Origin of the sequence: Cognatiyoonia sediminum (assembly GCF_900129845.1) — a bacterium.
GTDB classification, from domain to species: domain Bacteria; phylum Pseudomonadota; class Alphaproteobacteria; order Rhodobacterales; family Rhodobacteraceae; genus Cognatiyoonia; species Cognatiyoonia sediminum.
The window spans coordinates 206,778-225,525 of record NZ_FQXB01000002.1 but is presented as its reverse complement, the minus strand read 5'-3'; the positions used below and the strand labels follow the sequence as shown (position 1 = coordinate 225,525).

Annotated in this window: 22 protein-coding genes; 7 read left to right on the top strand and 15 right to left on the bottom strand. The window is 55.7% G+C overall.

Annotated features, from left to right (window positions below; translation table 11 throughout):
• Positions 1-91 precede the first annotated feature (91 nt).
• Both BUA85_RS09385 and BUA85_RS09380 read left to right on the top strand, forming a co-directional pair.
• Positions 92-1,204 (top strand): S-(hydroxymethyl)glutathione dehydrogenase/class III alcohol dehydrogenase, encoded by a 1,113-nt coding sequence (locus tag BUA85_RS09385; protein WP_072900683.1) that lies wholly within the window; start codon positions 92-94, stop codon positions 1,202-1,204.
• 65 nt (positions 1,205-1,269) lie between these two features.
• Positions 1,270-2,265 carry a serine hydrolase domain-containing protein gene (locus BUA85_RS09380; protein ID WP_165611604.1) on the top strand — a complete coding sequence of 332 codons (996 nt, stop codon included), beginning with the start codon at positions 1,270-1,272 and terminating at the stop codon, positions 2,263-2,265.
• On the opposite strand, the gene BUA85_RS09375 is transcribed toward BUA85_RS09380, so the two are convergent.
• Genes BUA85_RS09375 through BUA85_RS09350 form a run of 6 tightly spaced genes read right to left on the bottom strand, consistent with a single transcriptional unit; the run spans position 2,247 to position 7,557 of the window.
• Positions 2,247-2,873, bottom strand: coding sequence for a TetR/AcrR family transcriptional regulator (locus BUA85_RS09375; protein WP_072900681.1), 627 nt, complete (start codon positions 2,871-2,873; stop codon positions 2,247-2,249). The genes BUA85_RS09380 and BUA85_RS09375 overlap by 19 nt on opposite strands.
• A 23-nt stretch (positions 2,874-2,896) precedes the next feature.
• Positions 2,897-3,520: a GNAT family N-acetyltransferase gene (locus tag BUA85_RS09370; protein WP_072900680.1), complete on the bottom strand. Its 624-nt coding sequence runs from the start codon at positions 3,518-3,520 to the stop codon at positions 2,897-2,899.
• Positions 3,520-5,613, bottom strand: a complete 2,094-nt coding sequence (locus BUA85_RS09365) for a molybdenum cofactor synthesis domain-containing protein (protein WP_072900679.1) — start codon at positions 5,611-5,613, stop codon at positions 3,520-3,522. The genes BUA85_RS09370 and BUA85_RS09365 overlap by 1 nt, the downstream gene beginning before the upstream one ends.
• A complete protein-coding gene (gene mobB / locus BUA85_RS09360; RefSeq protein ID WP_072900678.1) occupies positions 5,610-6,101 on the bottom strand; it encodes a molybdopterin-guanine dinucleotide biosynthesis protein B in 492 nt (163 codons plus the stop codon). The genes BUA85_RS09365 and mobB overlap by 4 nt, the downstream gene beginning before the upstream one ends.
• Positions 6,098-6,679 carry a molybdenum cofactor guanylyltransferase MobA gene (mobA, locus tag BUA85_RS09355; RefSeq protein WP_072900677.1) on the bottom strand — a complete coding sequence of 194 codons (582 nt, stop codon included), beginning with the start codon at positions 6,677-6,679 and terminating at the stop codon, positions 6,098-6,100. Before mobA ends, mobB begins: the two co-directional genes overlap by 4 nt.
• Entirely contained in the window at positions 6,676-7,557 is an 882-nt protein-coding gene (locus BUA85_RS09350) for a formate dehydrogenase accessory sulfurtransferase FdhD (RefSeq protein ID WP_072900676.1), read from the bottom strand. The genes mobA and BUA85_RS09350 overlap by 4 nt, the downstream gene beginning before the upstream one ends.
• 62 nt (positions 7,558-7,619) lie before the next feature.
• Here BUA85_RS09350 and BUA85_RS09345 point away from each other — a divergent pair, with 62 nt between their 5' ends.
• Together BUA85_RS09345 and BUA85_RS09340 are read left to right on the top strand one after the other, a co-directional pair.
• A complete protein-coding gene (locus BUA85_RS09345) occupies positions 7,620-8,327 on the top strand; it encodes an AzlC family ABC transporter permease (RefSeq protein ID WP_072900675.1) in 708 nt (235 codons plus the stop codon).
• On the top strand, positions 8,324-8,659 hold the full coding sequence (locus tag BUA85_RS09340) for an AzlD domain-containing protein (RefSeq protein WP_072900674.1): 336 nt from the start codon (positions 8,324-8,326) through the stop codon (positions 8,657-8,659). The genes BUA85_RS09345 and BUA85_RS09340 overlap by 4 nt, the downstream gene beginning before the upstream one ends.
• Here the strand turns inward: BUA85_RS09340 and BUA85_RS09335 are convergent.
• The 4 genes from BUA85_RS09335 to BUA85_RS09320 all read right to left on the bottom strand — a co-directional run bounded on the left by BUA85_RS09335 (position 8,643) and on the right by BUA85_RS09320 (position 10,413).
• Positions 8,643-9,260 (bottom strand): hypothetical protein, encoded by a 618-nt coding sequence (locus tag BUA85_RS09335; protein WP_207548139.1) that lies wholly within the window; start codon positions 9,258-9,260, stop codon positions 8,643-8,645. The genes BUA85_RS09340 and BUA85_RS09335 overlap by 17 nt on opposite strands.
• Positions 9,260-9,394: an aa3-type cytochrome c oxidase subunit IV gene (locus tag BUA85_RS09330; RefSeq protein ID WP_072900887.1), complete on the bottom strand. Its 135-nt coding sequence runs from the start codon at positions 9,392-9,394 to the stop codon at positions 9,260-9,262. Before BUA85_RS09330 ends, BUA85_RS09335 begins: the two co-directional genes overlap by 1 nt.
• Positions 9,395-9,466: 72 nt before the next feature.
• Positions 9,467-9,955, bottom strand: coding sequence for a DUF6173 family protein (locus tag BUA85_RS09325; RefSeq protein ID WP_242649035.1), 489 nt, complete (start codon positions 9,953-9,955; stop codon positions 9,467-9,469).
• Positions 9,952-10,413, bottom strand: a complete 462-nt coding sequence (locus BUA85_RS09320) for an Lrp/AsnC family transcriptional regulator (RefSeq protein ID WP_072900673.1) — start codon at positions 10,411-10,413, stop codon at positions 9,952-9,954. Before BUA85_RS09320 ends, BUA85_RS09325 begins: the two co-directional genes overlap by 4 nt.
• A 117-nt stretch (positions 10,414-10,530) precedes the next feature.
• Here BUA85_RS09320 and BUA85_RS09315 point away from each other — a divergent pair, with 117 nt between their 5' ends.
• Positions 10,531-10,746: a DUF6356 family protein gene (locus BUA85_RS09315; protein ID WP_072900672.1), complete on the top strand. Its 216-nt coding sequence runs from the start codon at positions 10,531-10,533 to the stop codon at positions 10,744-10,746.
• On the top strand, positions 10,747-11,493 hold the full coding sequence (locus BUA85_RS09310) for a class II glutamine amidotransferase (protein ID WP_072900671.1): 747 nt from the start codon (positions 10,747-10,749) through the stop codon (positions 11,491-11,493).
• Here the strand turns inward: BUA85_RS09310 and BUA85_RS09305 are convergent.
• Positions 11,490-12,509, bottom strand: coding sequence for an MBL fold metallo-hydrolase (locus BUA85_RS09305; protein WP_072900670.1), 1,020 nt, complete (start codon positions 12,507-12,509; stop codon positions 11,490-11,492). The genes BUA85_RS09310 and BUA85_RS09305 overlap by 4 nt on opposite strands.
• On the bottom strand, positions 12,506-14,206 hold the full coding sequence (locus tag BUA85_RS09300; protein ID WP_072900669.1) for an acyl-CoA dehydrogenase: 1,701 nt from the start codon (positions 14,204-14,206) through the stop codon (positions 12,506-12,508). Before BUA85_RS09300 ends, BUA85_RS09305 begins: the two co-directional genes overlap by 4 nt.
• Positions 14,207-14,322: 116 nt before the next feature.
• Here BUA85_RS09300 and BUA85_RS09295 point away from each other — a divergent pair, with 116 nt between their 5' ends.
• Positions 14,323-15,273: an L-threonylcarbamoyladenylate synthase gene (locus tag BUA85_RS09295; protein ID WP_072900668.1), complete on the top strand. Its 951-nt coding sequence runs from the start codon at positions 14,323-14,325 to the stop codon at positions 15,271-15,273.
• Between the two features lie 189 nt (positions 15,274-15,462).
• On the opposite strand, the gene BUA85_RS09290 is transcribed toward BUA85_RS09295, so the two are convergent.
• The 3 genes from BUA85_RS09290 to ubiA are packed head-to-tail and all read right to left on the bottom strand — an operon-like array spanning position 15,463 to position 18,742.
• Positions 15,463-15,789: a hypothetical protein gene (locus tag BUA85_RS09290; RefSeq protein ID WP_072900667.1), complete on the bottom strand. Its 327-nt coding sequence runs from the start codon at positions 15,787-15,789 to the stop codon at positions 15,463-15,465.
• Positions 15,790-15,798: 9 nt separating this feature from the next.
• A complete protein-coding gene (locus BUA85_RS09285) occupies positions 15,799-17,730 on the bottom strand; it encodes an OmpA family protein (RefSeq protein WP_072900666.1) in 1,932 nt (643 codons plus the stop codon).
• 55 nt (positions 17,731-17,785) lie between these two features.
• Positions 17,786-18,742 (bottom strand): 4-hydroxybenzoate octaprenyltransferase, encoded by a 957-nt coding sequence (gene ubiA, locus BUA85_RS09280; protein ID WP_072900665.1) that lies wholly within the window; start codon positions 18,740-18,742, stop codon positions 17,786-17,788.
• Positions 18,743-18,748: the final 6 nt, after the last annotated feature.

The window sequence follows — 18,748 nt, the reverse complement described above, 5'->3', positions numbered from 1 at the left end:
TCAAGCCGTCCCAGCTGTGCGCACTAAATCAGTTGAAATTGATCGGCACTTCGCGGAACCTTTGTCGCAAAGAACATAGGAAGGTTTTGGAATGCGGACACGTGCGGCTGTTGCTCTTGAAGCGGGCAAACCACTTGAAGTGATGGAAGTGAACCTCGACGGCCCAAAAGCGGGTGAGGTTCTTGTCGAGATTAAAGCGACGGGTATCTGTCACACGGACGAATTCACATTATCCGGCGCAGACCCCGAAGGCCTGTTCCCAGCGATCCTCGGACACGAAGGCGCAGGTGTTGTCTTGGAAGTTGGCGAGGGCGTTACATCCCTTCAACCCGGCGATCACGTCATTCCGCTTTACACGCCAGAGTGCCGCGAATGCGACTACTGCCTGAACCCAAAGACCAACTTGTGCCAGTCGATCCGTGCGACACAAGGGCAGGGCGTTATGCCCGACGGAACGAGCCGTTTCTCCATGCTCGATGGCACACCGATCTTGCACTACATGGGCTGCTCGACGTTTTCGAACCACACGGTACTGCCTGAAATCGCGTTAGCCAAGGTGCGCCAAGACGCCCCGTTCGATAAGATTTGCTACATCGGCTGCGGTGTCACCACCGGCATCGGTGCGGTCATCAATACCGCGAAAGTCGAAATCGGTAGCCGCGCGATTGTCTTTGGCTTGGGCGGCATTGGTTTGAACGTGATCCAAGGTCTGCGCCTTGCAGGTGCGGATCAGATCGTTGGTGTCGACATCAACCCTGACAAAGTGCCAATGGCGACGAAATTCGGCATGACCGATTTTGTGAACCCAACCGAAGTTTCCGGCGATCTCGTTGGTCATCTTGTTGAGCTCACCGGTGGTGGTGGAGATTACACATTCGACGCGACTGGCAACGTTGGCGTCATGCGCACCGCGCTCGAAGCCGCCCACAAGGGATGGGGCGAAAGCATCATCATCGGTGTGGCTCCCGCAGGTGCCGAGATTAGCACCCGTCCGTTCCAATTGGTCACCGGCCGTAGCTGGCGCGGGACAGCCTTTGGCGGCGCAAGTGGCCGGACAGACGTTCCAAAAATCGTCGATTGGTACATGGACGGCAAGATCGAGATTGACCCTATGATCACCCACACAATGTCACTGGATGATATCAATTCAGGTTTTGATTTGATGCATGCAGGCAAATCGATCCGCTCTGTTGTGGTATATTGATCCAAACTGGAATTGATAAATTGGCCCGAACTTGTATCGGGCCTTTTGCTTTTTGCGGTCTCGCAGTGTCTCGAACAGGGCGAGACGTCTACGCCTCCCAAACCGCCAAGGGCATTGAGGTCGACACGCAAACAATGTTCCGCGTCGCATCGATCTCCAAAATCATCACAGCGCGAGCATTTCTACATGCTGCGGACGAGGCACATCTGTCTGACCCGCTCTATGCCGACATTTCAAACCTACTGGGGTGGACAATTCGTCACCCACATCATCCCGAAACACCCATCACCATCGGGATGATCGCCTCTCACACCGCAGGTTTGAAGGATATAGACCTCAGCAAAATCCCTGATCGGCTGTCACAAGTGAACTACACCGAATGCTTCTGGCCCAACCCACCTGGAACGTATTTCTCTTACAGCAACTTGGGTTATGTCCTGCTCGCCGCCGCAACCGAAGCGGTGTCAGGGCAGCGCTTTGATAAAGTGGCGGAGGCAGCTCTCGCAAACTTTGGTATCATCGGCGGTTTCAACTGGTCAGGTGTTCCCGCAGACCGCAGAGCGAGCGCCTCGCCAACTTATCGGCGCGATGGCCCGAAATTCCTTCCACAAATCGACCAGAACGTAGCTGAAACCGGTGTCCAATGGCCCAAACCAATGGCACCCTATCAACCTATTGAAACCACCTGGGCCTTCTCGCCACAAGGCGGGTATCGCACCTCGATGGAGGGTTTGCTTGCACTCGCAAAATCACTGCGCACATCAAAGGATCAAACCGCGCTCTGGTCGGCCAAAGAAACACCGGGCGACACCCTAGGTGGTGTGTTCGGCCAATACGGCTTCGGCCTCCAAATTTTCGACCAACCTGCCTTCTACCCCAACCGCATTATCGGCCACTTCGGTACAGCCTACGGTTTCAAAGGCGGCGTTTGGTTCGACTGCGAAACCGAAACAGCCTTCGCTTACGGGCTGAACGGCGCAGAAATCGAAGACGAAAGCGACGAATTCGCGGAGGAAGAGCTTAGAATTTTCGAAGGAATCGCTCAGCTTCGCGGCGCTTGATACCGCGCAAGGAACGTCTTCACAGCCCCGTTCGCAACACGACTGGTTTCTTCCTTGGTGAATGTCCGCGATACGCTAAATACCATCCGAGGGTGCAAATCCGCCTTGCAAAGCTCCGCAAACTGATCAGACGCCAGTTGAAAATCATCAATCTCAACCTCACCGCGATCCTGGGCAGCGTGCAAAAGCTCGATCATATGCCCCCGCATCAGCATCGGGCCGCTTTCGTAAAAAGCCTGACCGAGTTCGGGAAACCGATCACTTTCGGCAACGCAAATCCGAAACACGCGCTGGCCGAAATCGGATGTGATGAACGCCACAAAACGGTTTGCGATCTGCAACAACACTTCTTCCAGCGGATCATCGTCCGAAGTTTCAGCCAGGATTTCCTCAGCCTGTTTCGAACATTCTGATTTCGCCACCTCCATAAACAGCAGCTTCTTGTCAGGAAAATAGCTATATAGCGTGGCCTTCGACACGCCCGCTTGCTTTGCAATCTCATCGACAGATGCGCCCTCAAACCCGCGCGACATAAACACATCGCGGGCTCCGGCGAGGACTTGGTCGAACTTTCGACCCTTCTTAACGGCCACTGAACCGTCTGGCATGGAGATCTCCGTTAGGTGGTGGGTTATTCTAAACCGCTCGGTTCACTTTTCGCAAGGTTCGCTTCTGGCTTCACAGGCGCGACCATTCGGGCGGCGCTCTTAAATCCAAAGATATGGCGCAGCGGCCCTAACTCTTGCGTCCCTTTTTCGACGAAGCCATTTCTAAGATAGAGGGCCTTGGCTCGCGGATTGGTATCAATGACATCTAACCGGACAGAGCGATAGCCGCGCCGCTCCGCCTCTCGCCTGACGGCATCCAAAAGCTGCGTTCCAACACCCTGACCGCGGGATTCATCGGATACAAAAATCCCGTCCATCAGAAAGCTCTTATTCTCAACATCCCTTTCAAGTAGCGCGATAAGACCGACGCGCCAGCTTGCGCCCAACAGACCATAAACCGCCCGCATGTCGCGAAACGATCCATCGGCTAACGCGCCCTTAGGTGTTTTGAATCCCGCAATCCCCAAAAGCGTACCGTCCTCAGTATACGCCGAGATCGCATGATCCGCCCGTATGACGCGTTCAAAGAACGCTAAAGCTTTGGTCCGAGGTCCTAAAACACGCCCCAGCTTACCCCCAAACGCGTCCCAATAAAGCTCCGCCGCGCGCCTTTGGTCTTTGGCGTCAAAGCCCGCTCTGATCTGCATTATTGAAACGTCGCGTAAGGGAGGAATTCGACCAAGTCACCCTCATTGATCGTCGCCGCTTCCTGCGGCAGACGGACAAGGCCGGTGGACCAACTCAGCCCTGAAATCCGCCCCGATCCTTCGGATGGGAAGATGTGAACCCGACCCTCTTGGACGCGAGCGCGCAAATATTCCACGCGTCCGTCTTTCTTAGATTTCGAAAAATTGGCTGGCAGCGGAAACGCCGCCGGTTCCGACCATGCGCCACCCGCCAAAACCGTCAACGCAGGGTGTGCGAAAACCAGTGAACAGACCTGCGCCGCAACCGGATTTCCCGGCAGCCCAAAAACAGGAACCTCATTCCAAAGGCCAAGCGCCAAAGGCCGCCCCGGCTTTATTGCAATACGCCACAGAGCAAAGGATCCAGTGTCTTTCAATAAAGCTGAAACATGATCCTCATCCCCACCAGACGCGCCGCCAGAGGTCAGGATCGCGTCGCAGGTTTCGGATGCTTTATCCAAGATGCCCCGCAAAACCTCCCGATCATCGGTCGCACGCCCCAGATCAACCGGCTCAAATCCCCAGCTACGGCTATTCGCCAGAAGCATCGGGCGATTTGCGTCATAGATGTCAGCATCGGATGCGGATTCATCTGCGTTTCGCAGCTCATCCCCCGTCGACAACACCCCGACGCGCAGGCGCTCAAAGACCGCAACCTCGGCAACACCCGCGGCGGTTAATGTTCCCAGATCGGCGGGTGTCAGCTTACGACCCTTCGCAAATATCACCTCACCGGCCGTCATATCCTCTCCAACCTTGCGGGCGTTGGACCCAGCCTTCAAAGGCCCATGAAAAGCGATCTGCGTCCTGTCGCTGTTCACATCCTCTTGCAAAATGACTGTGTCAACGCCCTCCGGCACAGCCGCTCCCGTCAATATCCGAAGCGCATGGCCCTCCGGCACCACGCCTTCAAACGGATCACCAGCCGCTGCGCGTCCGTCAACGAGCGGTAGGACGTGCGCACCCTCTGGAATCGGCCCTTTAACCGCATAGCCATCCACCGCTGAATTGGGCGTCGGCGGATGCGACCGTTCCGCCGTCACATCCTCTGCCAAAAACAAACCCGCACAATCGGCCACGGCACGACGCTCGATAGCTTTCACCCCAGCCAAATGGGTTCTCAGGTGCGCCAATGCCTCTGCCTCGGGCGTCCAATAAGCCCCCTGCGGCATGGCGAAACAGTCGTTCCGCAGTGGCGGAGGACGCAAACTTGCAGCCTCTTTCAATGTCTCTTCGTGACCCAACCCGAAAATCCACCCTTCCTCTGTGCGCGGCACCGCCATCATCTGCGACATCGCGGCCTCTGGCAACTGACTGATCGCCTGCGCCAATACGCGCACCTGATGCCGATCCTTGATCTCTCCCTCTGGCAGTGTTGCGGCAATATGATCGGCAAGCAATGACGGCCAAACCTCTACCAAAACCACCTCCCTCTCCGTCGGTTCCAACGGCCAAACCGATACGTGCCGCCCAAAGGCCCGACGCACCCTTTCGAGCACAGGCAGCCCCATCAGGGTTTGCGACCCAACAGATCCAGCCCCTGCCAATTGCCAGACCGTGAACGCGCCCTTCGCCAATTGCTCCGCCTGCCGCTTTTCTGGCCAACCGTGCCCTGCGCGCGCCAATCCTTTACGCGGCAAATCAGGCCAATCGGACTTCGTTGCATTCCCCCAAAACGGCCCGGCGCCTTCGCAGAGCGCATTTAATTCGGAGGCCACTTCGAACCGGTTATTGGTGGCAGGCGCATCGACAATCCGCCCCTCCAACCACCGCCAAAGCGCGAACGGATCGTTTTCACCGGTGACTGCTTTCGCAAACCCTTGCGGGTAGCCAAACGGAAAATCAAACCCCGCAAACACCCGCCGACCGGCAGAAATCTCTTCTGCGATCAGGTCGTGAAACCAAGGCTCAAACACCTGCCGATTGCGAAAATAAACCGGCTCCGCCAACGAGCCATCACGCGCCACACAGGCCCAAATTGCGTCCTTGGTCGGCTTCGCTCCGCGGTCATTGCCGCCAGACCAATCAACAATGACAACCGCTTCGAAGGTCATAAACCCAGATCGGTTAGGATAAAGTCCGCGATCGCCTTGGTGTCGTTCAAATCGAATAGAGGCACCGGACACTCCAACTCAAAATCCGCCGCCACCGCCCGCACGCTTTCATCCTCCGAACAAATCAAAGGGTGTCCTGTCTCTTCTCGATAGGCCTCGATCTTCGGATGGCCGTCGCGCTTATACCCTTCCACCAAGACTAGATCTACCGGAGCCAACTGCGCCAACAACTCCTGCAACGACGGCTCCGGCGCGCCTCGCAGCTCGCTCAACAGCGCCCAACGGTTGCCCGAAGACAATAAGGTTTGCGACGCCCCCGCAACCCGATGGCGATAGCTGTCCTTGCCGGGCTGATCGACGTCAAATGTATGATGCGCATGTTTCACAGTTGAAACGGACAGCCCGCGAGACACCATCTCGACAACCAGTCGCTCCATCAGGCCCGTCTTGCCAGCGTTCTTATACCCCACAACACCATAAACGTTCATAGCATTGCCTCTGCTTGAGCCAGATCGTCCGGCGTATTCACGTTGAAAAACGCGGCATCATCGGGAAATTCAGCCGTACCGGCGCCATGGGCCTGCGTCCACTGAACAACCTTGCGCAAACCGCCTTCCAAAGCGCCACGCAAATCTTCGCGCAATGCGACCGGCCAAAGCCCAAACGTCGGCTGCCGCCCGCTGGGAGAGGCGGCGAGCGCCAAACCTTGATCATTCGCCTGCAGTATCAATTGCGGCACCAGATCACAGGGGAAAAACGGTGTATCGGCTGCGACACTCACCACATGGCTCGCGCCAACCTCAGCCGCCCAATCCAGCCCAGCCAGCACTCCGCTGAGTGGGCCCGCAAACCCATCGATGCTATCCGCCCGCACCGGCAACTCGAAATCAGCGAACCGGACCGCATCGCCGTTCGCATTCAGCGCCAAAGCGGCAACCTGTGGTTCAATCCGCTCAATCACATGGCTCAAAATCGTGCTCGAACCCAAAGGCAAAAGCCCCTTGTCGCCACCGCCCATCCGCGTGGCCTGACCGCCCGCTAAAATGATGCCTACGGGTTGTTTCATCCTGCCGCTTTCCGACCCGCGCCCTTTGGCTCTTCAACCACTTTCGACAGATCAGCGTCTCGCAAAAGCCGTTCGTCTCCCGACAGGCAAGTCATGCGCTTGCCCTTCATCCGCCCGATCAACGTCATCCCAACCTGTTGAGCGATCTCCACACCCCACGCCGTGAATCCTGAACGTGACACCAGAACAGGTATCCCCATCATCGCTGTCTTGATCACCATCTCTGACGTCAACCGTCCGGTGGTATAAAGCGTCTTATCCGCGCCCGAGACGCAGTCAGACAGCATCCAACCAGCGACTTTATCTACCGCATTATGGCGGCCCACGTCTTCCATATAGACCAGCGGTCGATCCCCCTGACACAGCACCGTCCCATGGATCGCGCCGGAATTAAGGTAGAGCGACGGCGTGCGGTTGATCTTGGACGACAACGCATAAAGGTCTGAGGTTTTCACCACTGCCTGCGGCAGCGTCACACCTTCTAACCCTTCCATCATATCGCCAAAAACTGTTCCAACGGCGCACCCACTGGTGCGCGTCTTTTTGCGCAGCTTTTCTTCATAGGTCGTTTGGGATGCTGTCCGCACAACGACGGTCTCAAGCTCCTCATCGAACTCAACACCTGTGATCTCTTCACCATCCGCCAGCATCCGCTGATTACGCAGGAACCCAAGCGCCAAATATTCGGGATAATCACCGATCGTCATCGCGGTAACGATTTCCTGACTATTCAAAAAGATCGTCAATGGACGCTCTTCGATCACCGGCGTGGACACAGCAGCGCCAGTCTCATCCATTCCAACGACGTCTCGCGTTAACCCCGCCCGCTCAATATCAGGCGCGATGATGTATTCGCTTATGTCCGGCAACTGCGCCAATTGTCATTCGTCTCCAACAAGGATAGGTCGATCAACAGTACCCAAGTTTCTAGGACAATCCCATGTCATCGACCACAGTGAAAACCGCCTATTGGCACGGGTTTCGCGACGGCGCCCCTTTCATTTTGATGGCATTTCCCTTTGCGCTCCTTTTTGGCGTTATCGGAACCGAAAGCGGCCTCGCTGTCTCTCAGACGATCGCCTTTTCTATGCTTGTCATCGCTGGCGCAGCTCAGTTTGCAGCATTGCAACTGATGCTAGAGGACGCAGCCATCGGTTTTGTTGTGCTGGGTGGCGTGGTCGTAAACCTGCGGATGCTAATGTATTCTGCCTCCCTCGTGCCTTACATCGGCGCAGCACCATTTTGGCAACGGGCCTTGATCGCGTACTTCAATTTTGACCAAACCTACGTCGCGAGTATCTCAAAATATGAGGCCGAACCAAACCTGTCGGTCGCTGCCCGCACGGCCTATTTCTTTGGCGTGGCGTCTCCCATTGTCCCGGTCTGGATCGGTAGCACAGTCGTCGGCGCACTTGTCGGCTCCGCTATTCCAGAAGAATACGGTCTCGACTTTATCGTCCCCATCATGTTCCTCGCCATGGTTGGCCCTTTGCTGAAAACGCCGGCACATATCGCCGCGGCCGTCACCTCCGTCGTGGTTGCTCTGCTTCTCGTTGGCCTACCATCGGGCACCGGCCTCCTCGTCGCAGCGTTGTGCGCGATGGTTGCGGGTGTCGTGGTTGAGACACTGCAGGAGCGGTCGGCATGAGCTACTCCAATACAGAAATCTGGATCATTATCGCCGTCCTCGCGGTTTGCACCTATCTGATCCGCTTCTCGTTTCTTGGCCTGATCGGCGATCGCGCCATGCCGCCCTTGGTGATGCGACTGCTGCGCTATACGCCGGTTGCTGTGCTACCTGGGATGGTGGCACCACTGGTGCTTTGGCCAATGGCGACCGACGGCGTCTTTGATCCCGCCCGCGCCATCGCGGCATTCTGTGCTTTGGGTGGTGCTTACATGGGCCGAAACCCGCTGTGGGGGATGGTCGCTGGTGGTATCGCCTTGTATGCAGGGTTATTTCTTACTGGCCAGCTCTGATCTGAGCATCGATCTGAGCTGCAGCGATCGATTTATCGTCGGAGTCGTTTTCCCGATATTCGCGTGTTTCAACACCTGGAAGGCGCCCAAACGCGTCCGATAGATTGTTGGGAAAGAACGTTGTCCGAATACTCTCGAATCCGGGCAGACGACTGATGATGGACGATGTCGCCTGCGTGCAAAACGCCTGAGACACAGCGCCATTGGACAACGCAAGGCCCAACGCCATCTCGGCCACTTCCGGCGAGACCACTTTCTTCTGCGAAATCACAAAAAATGACGACCGCGCGTGATAACTTGCGTAGTAGGCCTCCAGCCGAGGTGACATCCCGAACAACACGTCATCCCGTTCGGGGATTAGCTCCTGACTGAATGACCCGGCCGGATCAAACATAACACGCTGGCTGGCGTCGATAAGCAATGACGAATGCGCTCCAGAACCGGAACGCACATTCTTCATCGTATAGAGGGTAAGTGATTTAGGTCCGGTTCCAACAAACGCTGCCTGTCGAATGACAGCGTCGGGCGCTCGGACAGTTGATACCGCACACCCCATTAGGCCCGCAGCAGGCAGGCCCAATAAAAAGGCGCGCCGTTTCATTAGGCTCCGACGAGCGCCAGGAATACCAAGATAAGAAGAATGACGATCGTGGCTTTCGTCGTCATGCTGATAAAGCCTTCGAATGTCTTTTCCTGTACGGAAATATCCATTTCACCGTGCTTATGTTCGGCCATGTCTGTGATCCCTTTTTGATCTTTCGTCCCGATTAGATGATTCATGCGCCCTTGTCACGACCCGAACGCAGGTCAGGACGTCGCATCATCCTCACGCTCCAACGCCTCAGCCAATTTGAAGCCGATGCGATTTGGTTCGGCTTGATCTAATTCCTTCGGGCTGGCCCGCAGCATGACATTCAACTGACTAACATGCTGCACCAATTGCGTCTTCGCCCCTGTGCCGTCGCGCCCATAAAACGTGATCAAATCGGGATCGAAAAACCCAAGCCCTTCAATCTTGATCACGCCCGCATCCCCACCAGTAAAGCCCATTCCGACTTCTTGGTTGTTGTCCAATTGCTTCTCAAAATTCTGGATATAGAGGATGATCCGCTCATAGGCCCATTGTGCAGGGCTTTTCTGTTTCGGTGACTCTCGCAGCGCCGCCGGTAGTTCTCCTTGAACAGCGCGTCCTTCGGCATGTTCGCTCAAAACCTCTTGAATCGTAGGAATAACTGCATTTTCAGTTTGCTCCGCCGACGTATCAATCTGGTTCATCGGGTTATCATCATTGGTCATAAGGGCACCGCCGTGGTTTCTTTGATGTCCTCCATAACGAAACTTGCCGACATATCCGATACAGAAATGCGTGAAGTCAGACGCCGGTAGAAATCGTCATAGGCCGGCATATCCGCCAATCGCACCCTTAACACGTAGTCAAGATCACCGGTCATGCGCTGGGCGCCAACAACTTCGGGCATTGCCGCAAGCACAGCCTGAAAATCACGAATCCAATCTGCGTCGTGCTTGCTGGTCTTAATCAGCACCAAAGCCGTCAGAGGAACACCAACTTTCACCGCATCAACCAAGGCGACGCGTCCTTTGATGATCCCCTCGGCCTCCATCGTCTTAATCCTGCGCCAACAAGCATTCCGCGATAAGGCGACTCTTTCGCTGATGTCGTCCACAGACAGGGAAGCATCATTTTGAAGGACCTTCAGGATATTGCGGTCAATTTCGTCTATTTCATGGCTCATGGATGAGAAAATATCCCAAATTATTTGCTAAAGAAAGTAAATTTGGGACAAAAAATCAAATGCGAGTGGCTATCTATTTTGACAAGGACGAGAAATTCTATTGGAAAGGACATCACAATGGCGACTTCAACACTTCAGAAGCTGTTTACAGAACATCCTGCCTCGGTTGATGAAACCTATTTCGAGCATATGCGCTTTGCATCCAGCTTTGCGTTCTGGCTGTTTGTTGCCGCAGGTGCCGCTCTGGTACACGCCGTCGTTCCAGCCCTATGCGAAACCACCGCAAGCCGGATCATCACGCGGCTGCACAACCGCATGACCAACCGTCACTAGATGTGTAGGATCGCTGCTTATAGCGGTCCGGCGCGGCCGCTTGAGGACATCATCGTCAAGCCATCTCATTCGCTGCTCACACAGAGTCAGCATGCTGAGGAGGCGAAACTCGCTGTAAATGGCGATGGATTTGGTGTGAGTTGGTATCGGCGCGACGACCCTATTCCCGGCGTTTACCGCGATGTCATGCCTGCATGGTCTGACAGCAATCTGACCAGTCTAAGCAGGATGGTGTCATCACACCTTTTCATAGCGCATGTCAGAGCCTCAACAGCGGGCGCGACTAGTCGCGAAAACTGCCATCCGTTTGTCTACAAAAATTGGTCCTTTTGCCACAACGGTCAGGTCCCGCATATCGACCGAGTAAGGCGGCGGTTAGAGGCTGCGCTGCCTGACGAACTTTATCACACGCGGCGGGGAACGACCGACAGCGAGCTCATTTTCCTGACTCTGCTTCGGCATGGCTTGACGCAGAATGTCGATAGCGCATGGGCAAAGACTTTGGAGGATTTCCAACCTCAACAAGATGAAAAACCGGTGCGAATGACTTGCGTCTTTTCTGACGGCGTTTCGCTTTTTGCCATGCGTTATGCATCTGACGGTAAGTGTCCGACTCTCTATACGTCGGCTTGGGACAGTGGCACGTTGATAGCGTCTGAACCACTCAGTGGAGATGCCAAGGTTTGGTCCTCAGTTCCAACAGACCGCGTGATCAAATTTGGTTCGAATGAATTTGTAGAAGCTTAAAGACGACGAAACGCGTAAGCGCCTTCGTCGGTTAGGGTCCGACTCGCCAAACCCGTCTGATGCAAATGGTTCAAATGGCCCACAGCCTCAACCAAAGCCAACCCATATTCCCCGCTCCCAATCTTGCGTTTGAAGAGCGGCTGGAAGCATTCGCCTGCCGATTTCGGGGTGTCCAAAAAAGCCAAAAGCCGATCCAGCGCCTCGTGATGGTTGGTAATCATCTGCACCAACCGCTTAGGCAGACCGAAATATGGGACCTTGTGACCCGCCAATATGAACTGCTCATTGGTCGCGTAGAGATGAAATTTCTCGCAACTCTCAATCCAATCCTTCACCGGATCAGCATCCGGCTCGGTCGGGTAAACACCAAGGTTCGGACTGATCGACAACAGCAGCTGATCGCCCCCGACAACCAGATCGCCCGCTCGGCTCCATAGGGTCAGATGTTCCGGCGCATGGCCATTGCCCATCCGAATGTCCCACTCACGCCCACCAAATCGGATCGTGTCCCCTTCGGCCAAGCGGGTGTAGCCTTGCGGCAAAGGAACTACACAATCGGCAAAGTTAAACGGGCGTTCCACACGCCGCTGTTCCAATACCGCTGCATCCATACCTGCCCGCTGATAAAAGGTGACAGCTTCGGGCGAGGGCACCTCTTGCACATCCAAGGTCAGCATCCGCGCCATCAGCCAACCGGTGCGCGGCATGCACAGCTCTGCGCCCATCTCGATGAACCAGCCAGCAAGGCCAACATGATCTGGGTGGTGATGCGTGACGATCAAACGTCGTACAGGTTTTCCACCCAAAGGCCCAGCCAGCATTTGTTCCCAAATCGCGCGCGACCGTTTCGAAGCAAAACCGGTATCTACGATCGTCCACCCGTCTGGATCATCAAAGGCAAAGACATTCACATGATCCAATGCCATCGGCAAAGGCAGGCGCATCCATAAAACACCATCGGCAACCTCAATCGCCTCACCCTCAGCGGGAGGCACCTCAAATGGTGTTTTGATCATGCAGCAAGATCGTCCGGAGTCAGGGCCATAACATCCTCACCGCCTTCGCGCACTTGGGCAAGCAGCCCAGCATGCTCCGGCAGCAACCGTTTGATGTAGAATGTCGCCAGACGCAAGCGCGCCTCATCCCCCAACAACGCAGTTTTCAGATGCGCATGCGCCCCCAAAACCCGGGCAAAAGCGCGCAAGTAAGGAACAGCACCCGCAAAGCGATCTGTCATCTCTTGCGCGACCAACCACTCGGTCGTCTCGCGCAGGCTCTCTGCAGCACCCCAAACGGCTTCGGCGAGCTCGGGATGCGAGGCTTTCGCCGCCTCTGCATTGCCTTCAATCTCTTCGATCAAAGCAAAGGCCGCTTCGCCGCCGTCCATCATTTTACGCGCCACCAAATCCATTGCTTGAATGCCATTGGTGCCTTCGTAAATCGCAGTCACACGCACATCGCGCGAATACTGTGCCGCACCGGTTTCTTCGATAAAGCCCATGCCACCGTGTACCTGAACGCCCTTGGCCGACACGTCGATACCTACATCGGTGCCAAAAGCCTTACAGATCGGCGTTAGCAAGGCCGCGCGCGCAGCCCAGCCCGCATCCTCTGTCGCAGTCGCCATATCTATCGCCACCGCATTCATCAGCGCGATCGAACGCGCCGCATATACATCCGCCTTCATCTCCGCCAGCATCCGGCGCACATCCGCATGTTCGATGATCGTGCCAGTCCCGGGCGCTTTGCCTTGCTTGCGGTCCTGCGCATAGCCAAGAGCGTGTTGATATGCGCCCTCGGCTGAGCCAATCCCCTGAACACCCACGCCCAAACGCGCATTGTTCATCATGGTGAACATTGCAGCCATACCGCCATGCTCTGGCCCCACGAGCCAACCACGCGCGCCGTCATATTCCATCACAGCGGTTGGGGAACCATGAAGGCCCATCTTATGTTCAAGGCTCACAACCCGCAAGCTGTTGCGTTCGCCAAGGTTACCTTCTGCATCGGGAATGAACTTTGGAACCATGAAGAGGCTGATGCCCTTCGTGCCCGGCACACCATCCGGCAGACGGGCCAACACAAGGTGGCAAACGTTTTCGGTAAAGTCATTGTCAGCCCAGCTGATGTAGATCTTTTGCCCTGAAATTGCATAAGACCCGTCGCCATTCGGTTCCGCCTTTGACCGCAAGGCACCGACGTCTGATCCGGCCTGAGGTTCTGTCAGGTTCATCGTGCCGCACCACTCGCCAGAGATCAGCTTGGGTACATAGAGATTAAGGATCTCATCACTCGCATGATGCTCCAACGCCTCGATCTGGCCTTGGGTCATCAGCGGGTTCAGCTGCAAGGACAGACATGCGCTCGACATCATCTCATTGACCGCGGTGGTCAACGTCATTGGCAATCCCAAACCGCCATTCTCAGGCGCGGCGGACATGCCAATCCAGCCACCTTCAGCAATAGCGGCATAGCCATCTGCAAAACCGGGTGAAGTCCGCACAACGCCATTTTCCAAATGCGCAGGGTGCAAATCACCATTTCGCTGCAAAGGCGCAAGTATTTCTTCGCTCATCTTCGCGGCTTCGGTCAGGATCGCATCAACCATATCGCTGGTGGCTTCCGAAAAGCGCTCGGTCTCGGACACTTGACTGAATCCGACAACGTTTTCCATCAAAAAGCGGAAGTCATTTGTAGGCGCGCGATAAGGCATCTGGTCTCTCCAACGATTCTGGCATGTATTGGCAATTGCGTTGCCGAAATATATGCATCCGAAAGCGAGGGTAAGGTTAGCTTTACCTAGGGTCACATCAATCGAAACGCAGCGTCATGACATCCAAAAAAACGCAAATGCTGGGCACCACCCCTCAGGATATCGCGCAGGCTGCGTCGATCTTGAGCGGCGGTGGCCTCATCGCGTTTCCAACAGAAACGGTCTATGGCCTGGGCGCCGACGCTTGCGACGACAGGGCGGTCGCCCAGATTTACGCAGCGAAAGGCCGTCCTAGTTTTAACCCGTTGATCGCCCATGTCGCCGATGCTGAAACCGCCGAAAGCTATGTCGCATTCAACGAAACCGCGCTGCGTCTGGCACAAGCTTTCTGGCCCGGTGCCCTGACGCTGGTTCTGGCTTTGAAAGCAGATGCAAAGATTTCAAAACTGGTCACGGCAGGTCTGCGAACACTTGCCGTTCGTGTCCCCGATCATCCAGTCGGGCAGGCGCTTCTCAAGGCCGCCGATATGCCAATCGCCGCCCCATCGGCCAATCCATCAGGCCGCGTTAGCCCTACGACGGCGGATCACGTTCTGGCCGGCCTAACCGGCAAAATCGACGCTGTGATCGACGGTGGAGCCTGTCCCGTAGGATTAGAATCGACGATCATTTCATGCGTAGGCACACCGAAACTGCTCCGCGCCGGAGGCGTACCGTTAGAAGCGATAGAAGCGTGTCTGGGCGTCGCACTGCAAAGAGAAGAATATGCCGAAACGCCGACGGCCCCCGGCCAACTTGCGTCCCACTATGCACCGCTTGGCGAAGTCCGCTTAAACGCGCAGACCGTTGAAGCCGATGAAACTCTCTTAGGATTTGGCCCTGTCGAAGCGGACTACAATCTGTCGCGTGCTGGCGATCTAACCGAAGCCGCGGCCAACCTTTTTGACTGCTTGCATCAACTTGATCGTGCCGAGGTGACAAAAATCGCCGTGTCGCCCATTCCACACACCGGTCTAGGTGCTGCGATTAATGACCGTCTCAAACGCGCTGCAGCCCCAAGGCCCTAGCCATAAAGTAGACCCCCCGGATCGCTTGCGATCCGGTTCGCGACCGACCCCGCCCCCCAGGGCGGGCGCGAAATAGTGACGTATGCAAAGGACAAAACCTTCTGCGCTGTAAGGCGGAATCTGGAAAAAATTCTAGGCCGCCCTCGGGGTCGGTCGCGAACCTGACGTTGCGCACATCTCTTGCGTCGCCTAGCCAGCGTTCTGACGTTCCACATATGCCCGTAACTCTTCCGCCTCTTGCCGCGCATCCCGCAACCCATCCATCGCGGCCCGCAATTCCGCCTCTGTCTGAGTCAGTTGATTGGTCATCTCAGCTTCGCGCTGCTGCATGTAGGTAATCGCCTGATCGCGGGTTTCTTCCGCCTCATGCAAACCCTGCGCCATGCGATCTAATTCACCAATCTCGGCTTTCGTCACACGCGTGAACCGATTGACCAGCCAACTCGCAAACCATCCCAAAGCGAAAGCAACAAATAGAATGACCGCAGTTGCAATGATGAATTCGGTTCTATTCACGTCGTCGTCCTATTCGCTCGTGTCTTCGTCGTCTTGGGCTTCAGCATCGTCCGCCGCCGCTTCGCTCTCTTGAGCATCTTCAGGAAGGTCAGCTTCAATCTGCTCCAAAGCCGTTTCTTCCTCTCCAGCACTTTCAGGCACGATCAAGCTGAACTCAATACGTCGATTGGCCTCTCGACCCTCTTCAGTGTCATTGTCGGCGATCGGGTTCTCTTCGCCAAAGCCAACAGCTGTGAACGTTCCCGTAGGAATCCGCCGTTGCAACAAGGCCTCAAGCACAGATCGCGCGCGATCTTGCGAAAGTTGCAAGTTCATCGTCTCGCGCCCCTGACTGTCAGTATAACCCGCAATTTGCAACGGAAGCTCTGCGCAGGATTTCAGGATCTCAGCGATTTCGTCGATCACGCCTAAGGTGTCGGCTGAGATATTCGCAGAACTCGGTTCAAACAAAATCTTACGGTTTGCTGTCGCTTCTTGAATGTCCGCCACGCACTCCTCCGGCGTTGGAAGACCTGCGATTGGGTCCAGTTCCTCAACATATGTCACGTCAATCTGAACATCCGCAGTCGGCCCCAACTTATCGATCATAAGCCGTGTAATGTCGGCGCTGGCATTTGGATTGCCAGTGTTACCTCGAACAATCACTGTCGTCGGTTCAACGGTCACACCACCATTTGAAAGCTCCGATAGCGCTTCGATCCCTGCCAAGACACGGACAGACCAACCATCAGGCAAATCGTCAGAGACACGTGTGCCCATTGTCAAATTCCGCTGCCCAAACCGCGCCGAAGCATAGTTGGCGGCAACTGTATTGCTGATGTCGCTGTCTACTCGCCCGCGCAATTGGACAGAGCCTTCGGGGCTCAACGTCGCCGTAAACTGTGGCGGCCCATCTTCACCCTCTTCAACAACGATGGGCAATTCTGCCGTCACGGCAAAAGCAGCGGGCAATGCGTTTTCTAGTTCGCCAATCACGTTGTCGAAGGTCGACTGTTCCGTTCCTTCTGCGGCTACGATGGAAATGTCGCCGTCAGAAACCGTGACGGTGCCGCCGCCCAAATCGCCAACCGCACGGATCGCCAGTTCAACCGCTTCTCCCCATTGACGAGACGGTGACCCCAACGCTTGGACACAGTTTGATCTTTCCGCAAATCCCAATTCAGAAGCCGCCGCCAAAATTCGACGTTCTGCCTCCGGCGTATCAACAGCACAAGCCGTCAGCTGCGCTCCGTCTTCGGTCAAACTGAACCGCGTTGTGAAGGGGGCAATGACCGGTCTCGGGGCGCTGATTGCAACCGCCAGAGAAACCCCCTCTGGCGCATTCCGTGCCAGCGACGTCTCCAGCCGAGCCTTCTCTTCTCGGCTATCTGAAATCGCATCTACCGAAACCCGCTTCGATGTCACCGAAATCTTAGAACGGGGCAATTCGTCCAAGGCCCGAACCGCGTAGTCGACCGCGCTGTCCCAATTCTCTGGCACAGGATAATCCGCCGTCTCCAAAAGATCGGTAACCGGTTGCCCATCTGCTAATCGTTCAATGCGCCGCTGCAACGCTTCGCGGTCAGTTTCTTCTGGGATCAATCCAATCAAGGAAATCCCGCTATCATTCCGCAAAATCTCAATTGCAAATTCAGGTGCATCAATTCCACCGCTGTCCGTCACGGTCATGTTGTCGATCACACGGCTGGCGTCGACTATCCGGCCAGCTGATGAAATTGCACGGAACCTCGACGCCTCTGTCGGCGCTTCACCTTCAAGGATGACTTGCAATCCGTCCCCGAGAACGGTCGCCCATTCATAGTTCCGGTCGATCAAGTCTTCTTGAACCGCCAAAACCGACCGGCTCTCAACCACATTCACGGCAGCACGGGCGGCAAGAACAGACAACAAGGCCGCAACAACAAAAACACCGGCTCGATATAGGATGGCTGACAGTTGCATTAAGACTCACATTACTTTGCCGGAGGTGTTTACGCGCCAATCCGACGCGGATCAATCAAAGGAACCATGCGGCAGCAAAAAACGGCAAGGGAAGTAACCCAGCGTTCCGATTTGATCTGAAGATTTTCAAAAGGCCCTCGCCATCCTTCGGGTCAAATTGAGCCAATTGCCAAGTCAGATGCCACCCCAACGCCCAAGGTCCGCCTAGCGCCACAAGTAAAGCCAGGATCGAGCGATCCTGTGCCGCAAAAAGAACCGCAAGCCCCATCAAGCACACGGTGGCAGTCAAAAATCCGCGCAACCAGACACGAGATTTCTCTCCGAACAAACGCGCGGTCGATTTGATCCCGATCAACGCATCATCTTCTGCGTCCTGATGCGCATAAATCGTGTCATAAAACAACGTCCACGCGATCCCCGCCGCATAAAGGATCACAGGTGCGACGCCCAAACGATCCGTATGCGCCACCCACGCCAGCAAGGCCCCCCAGTTGAAAGCGATGCCTAAAAACACCTGCGGCCACCACGTGAACCGCTTGGCAAAGGGGTAGATCAACACCGGAACCAAGGCGATCACGCCAAGGAAAATCGCCGTGTCGTAAAAGGTAATTAGGATGAAGAACGCCAGCAGCGCCTGCACGGCCATCCAAATCACCGCACCACGCACCGAAACCTGCCCTGATGGAATCGGACGCGACCGCGTGCGCTCAACAGACCCATCAAAATCGCGGTCAGTGATGTCATTCCACGTACAGCCCGCGCCGCGCATCAAAAACGCACCAATGCCGCAGCCTACAAATGTCCAGATGTCATATGTCCCGAAACGCCCTGTGCTCAGACAGGCCAAGGCCAACCCCCACAGGCAGGGAACAAACAAAAGCCACGTCCCAATTGGACGATCAGCCCGCGACAGCCGCAGATAGGGCCGCGACATCGCAGGTGCCATCGTATCCACCCAATTTCCGGTGCTATCAGCGACGGTTCCGTCTGGCGTCTCAAGCGGCTCGGTCATAAGGTT

What these genes read in the sequence shown, in the direction of transcription:
- BUA85_RS09385 (WP_072900683.1), top strand. Translation starts at nt 92, where the DNA reads ATGCGGACACGTGCGGCTGTTGCTCTTGAAGCGGGCAAACCACTTGAA.
- BUA85_RS09375 (WP_072900681.1), bottom strand. Translation starts at nt 2,873, where the DNA reads ATGCCAGACGGTTCAGTGGCCGTTAAGAAGGGTCGAAAGTTCGACCAA.
- BUA85_RS09370 (WP_072900680.1), bottom strand. Translation starts at nt 3,520, where the DNA reads ATGCAGATCAGAGCGGGCTTTGACGCCAAAGACCAAAGGCGCGCGGCG.
- BUA85_RS09365 (WP_072900679.1), bottom strand. Translation starts at nt 5,613, where the DNA reads ATGACCTTCGAAGCGGTTGTCATTGTTGATTGGTCTGGCGGCAATGAC.
- mobB (WP_072900678.1), bottom strand. Translation starts at nt 6,101, where the DNA reads ATGAACGTTTATGGTGTTGTGGGGTATAAGAACGCTGGCAAGACGGGC.
- mobA (WP_072900677.1), bottom strand. Translation starts at nt 6,679, where the DNA reads ATGAAACAACCCGTAGGCATCATTTTAGCGGGCGGTCAGGCCACGCGG.
- BUA85_RS09345 (WP_072900675.1), top strand. Translation starts at nt 7,620, where the DNA reads ATGTCATCGACCACAGTGAAAACCGCCTATTGGCACGGGTTTCGCGAC.
- BUA85_RS09340 (WP_072900674.1), top strand. Translation starts at nt 8,324, where the DNA reads ATGAGCTACTCCAATACAGAAATCTGGATCATTATCGCCGTCCTCGCG.
- BUA85_RS09335 (WP_207548139.1), bottom strand. Translation starts at nt 9,260, where the DNA reads ATGAAACGGCGCGCCTTTTTATTGGGCCTGCCTGCTGCGGGCCTAATG.
- BUA85_RS09330 (WP_072900887.1), bottom strand. Translation starts at nt 9,394, where the DNA reads ATGGCCGAACATAAGCACGGTGAAATGGATATTTCCGTACAGGAAAAG.
- BUA85_RS09325 (WP_242649035.1), bottom strand. Translation starts at nt 9,955, where the DNA reads ATGACCAATGATGATAACCCGATGAACCAGATTGATACGTCGGCGGAG.
- BUA85_RS09320 (WP_072900673.1), bottom strand. Translation starts at nt 10,413, where the DNA reads ATGAGCCATGAAATAGACGAAATTGACCGCAATATCCTGAAGGTCCTT.
- BUA85_RS09315 (WP_072900672.1), top strand. Translation starts at nt 10,531, where the DNA reads ATGGCGACTTCAACACTTCAGAAGCTGTTTACAGAACATCCTGCCTCG.
- BUA85_RS09310 (WP_072900671.1), top strand. Translation starts at nt 10,747, where the DNA reads ATGTGTAGGATCGCTGCTTATAGCGGTCCGGCGCGGCCGCTTGAGGAC.
- BUA85_RS09305 (WP_072900670.1), bottom strand. Translation starts at nt 12,509, where the DNA reads ATGATCAAAACACCATTTGAGGTGCCTCCCGCTGAGGGTGAGGCGATT.
- BUA85_RS09300 (WP_072900669.1), bottom strand. Translation starts at nt 14,206, where the DNA reads ATGCCTTATCGCGCGCCTACAAATGACTTCCGCTTTTTGATGGAAAAC.
- BUA85_RS09295 (WP_072900668.1), top strand. Translation starts at nt 14,323, where the DNA reads ATGACATCCAAAAAAACGCAAATGCTGGGCACCACCCCTCAGGATATC.
- BUA85_RS09285 (WP_072900666.1), bottom strand. Translation starts at nt 17,730, where the DNA reads ATGCAACTGTCAGCCATCCTATATCGAGCCGGTGTTTTTGTTGTTGCG.
- ubiA (WP_072900665.1), bottom strand. Translation starts at nt 18,742, where the DNA reads ATGACCGAGCCGCTTGAGACGCCAGACGGAACCGTCGCTGATAGCACC.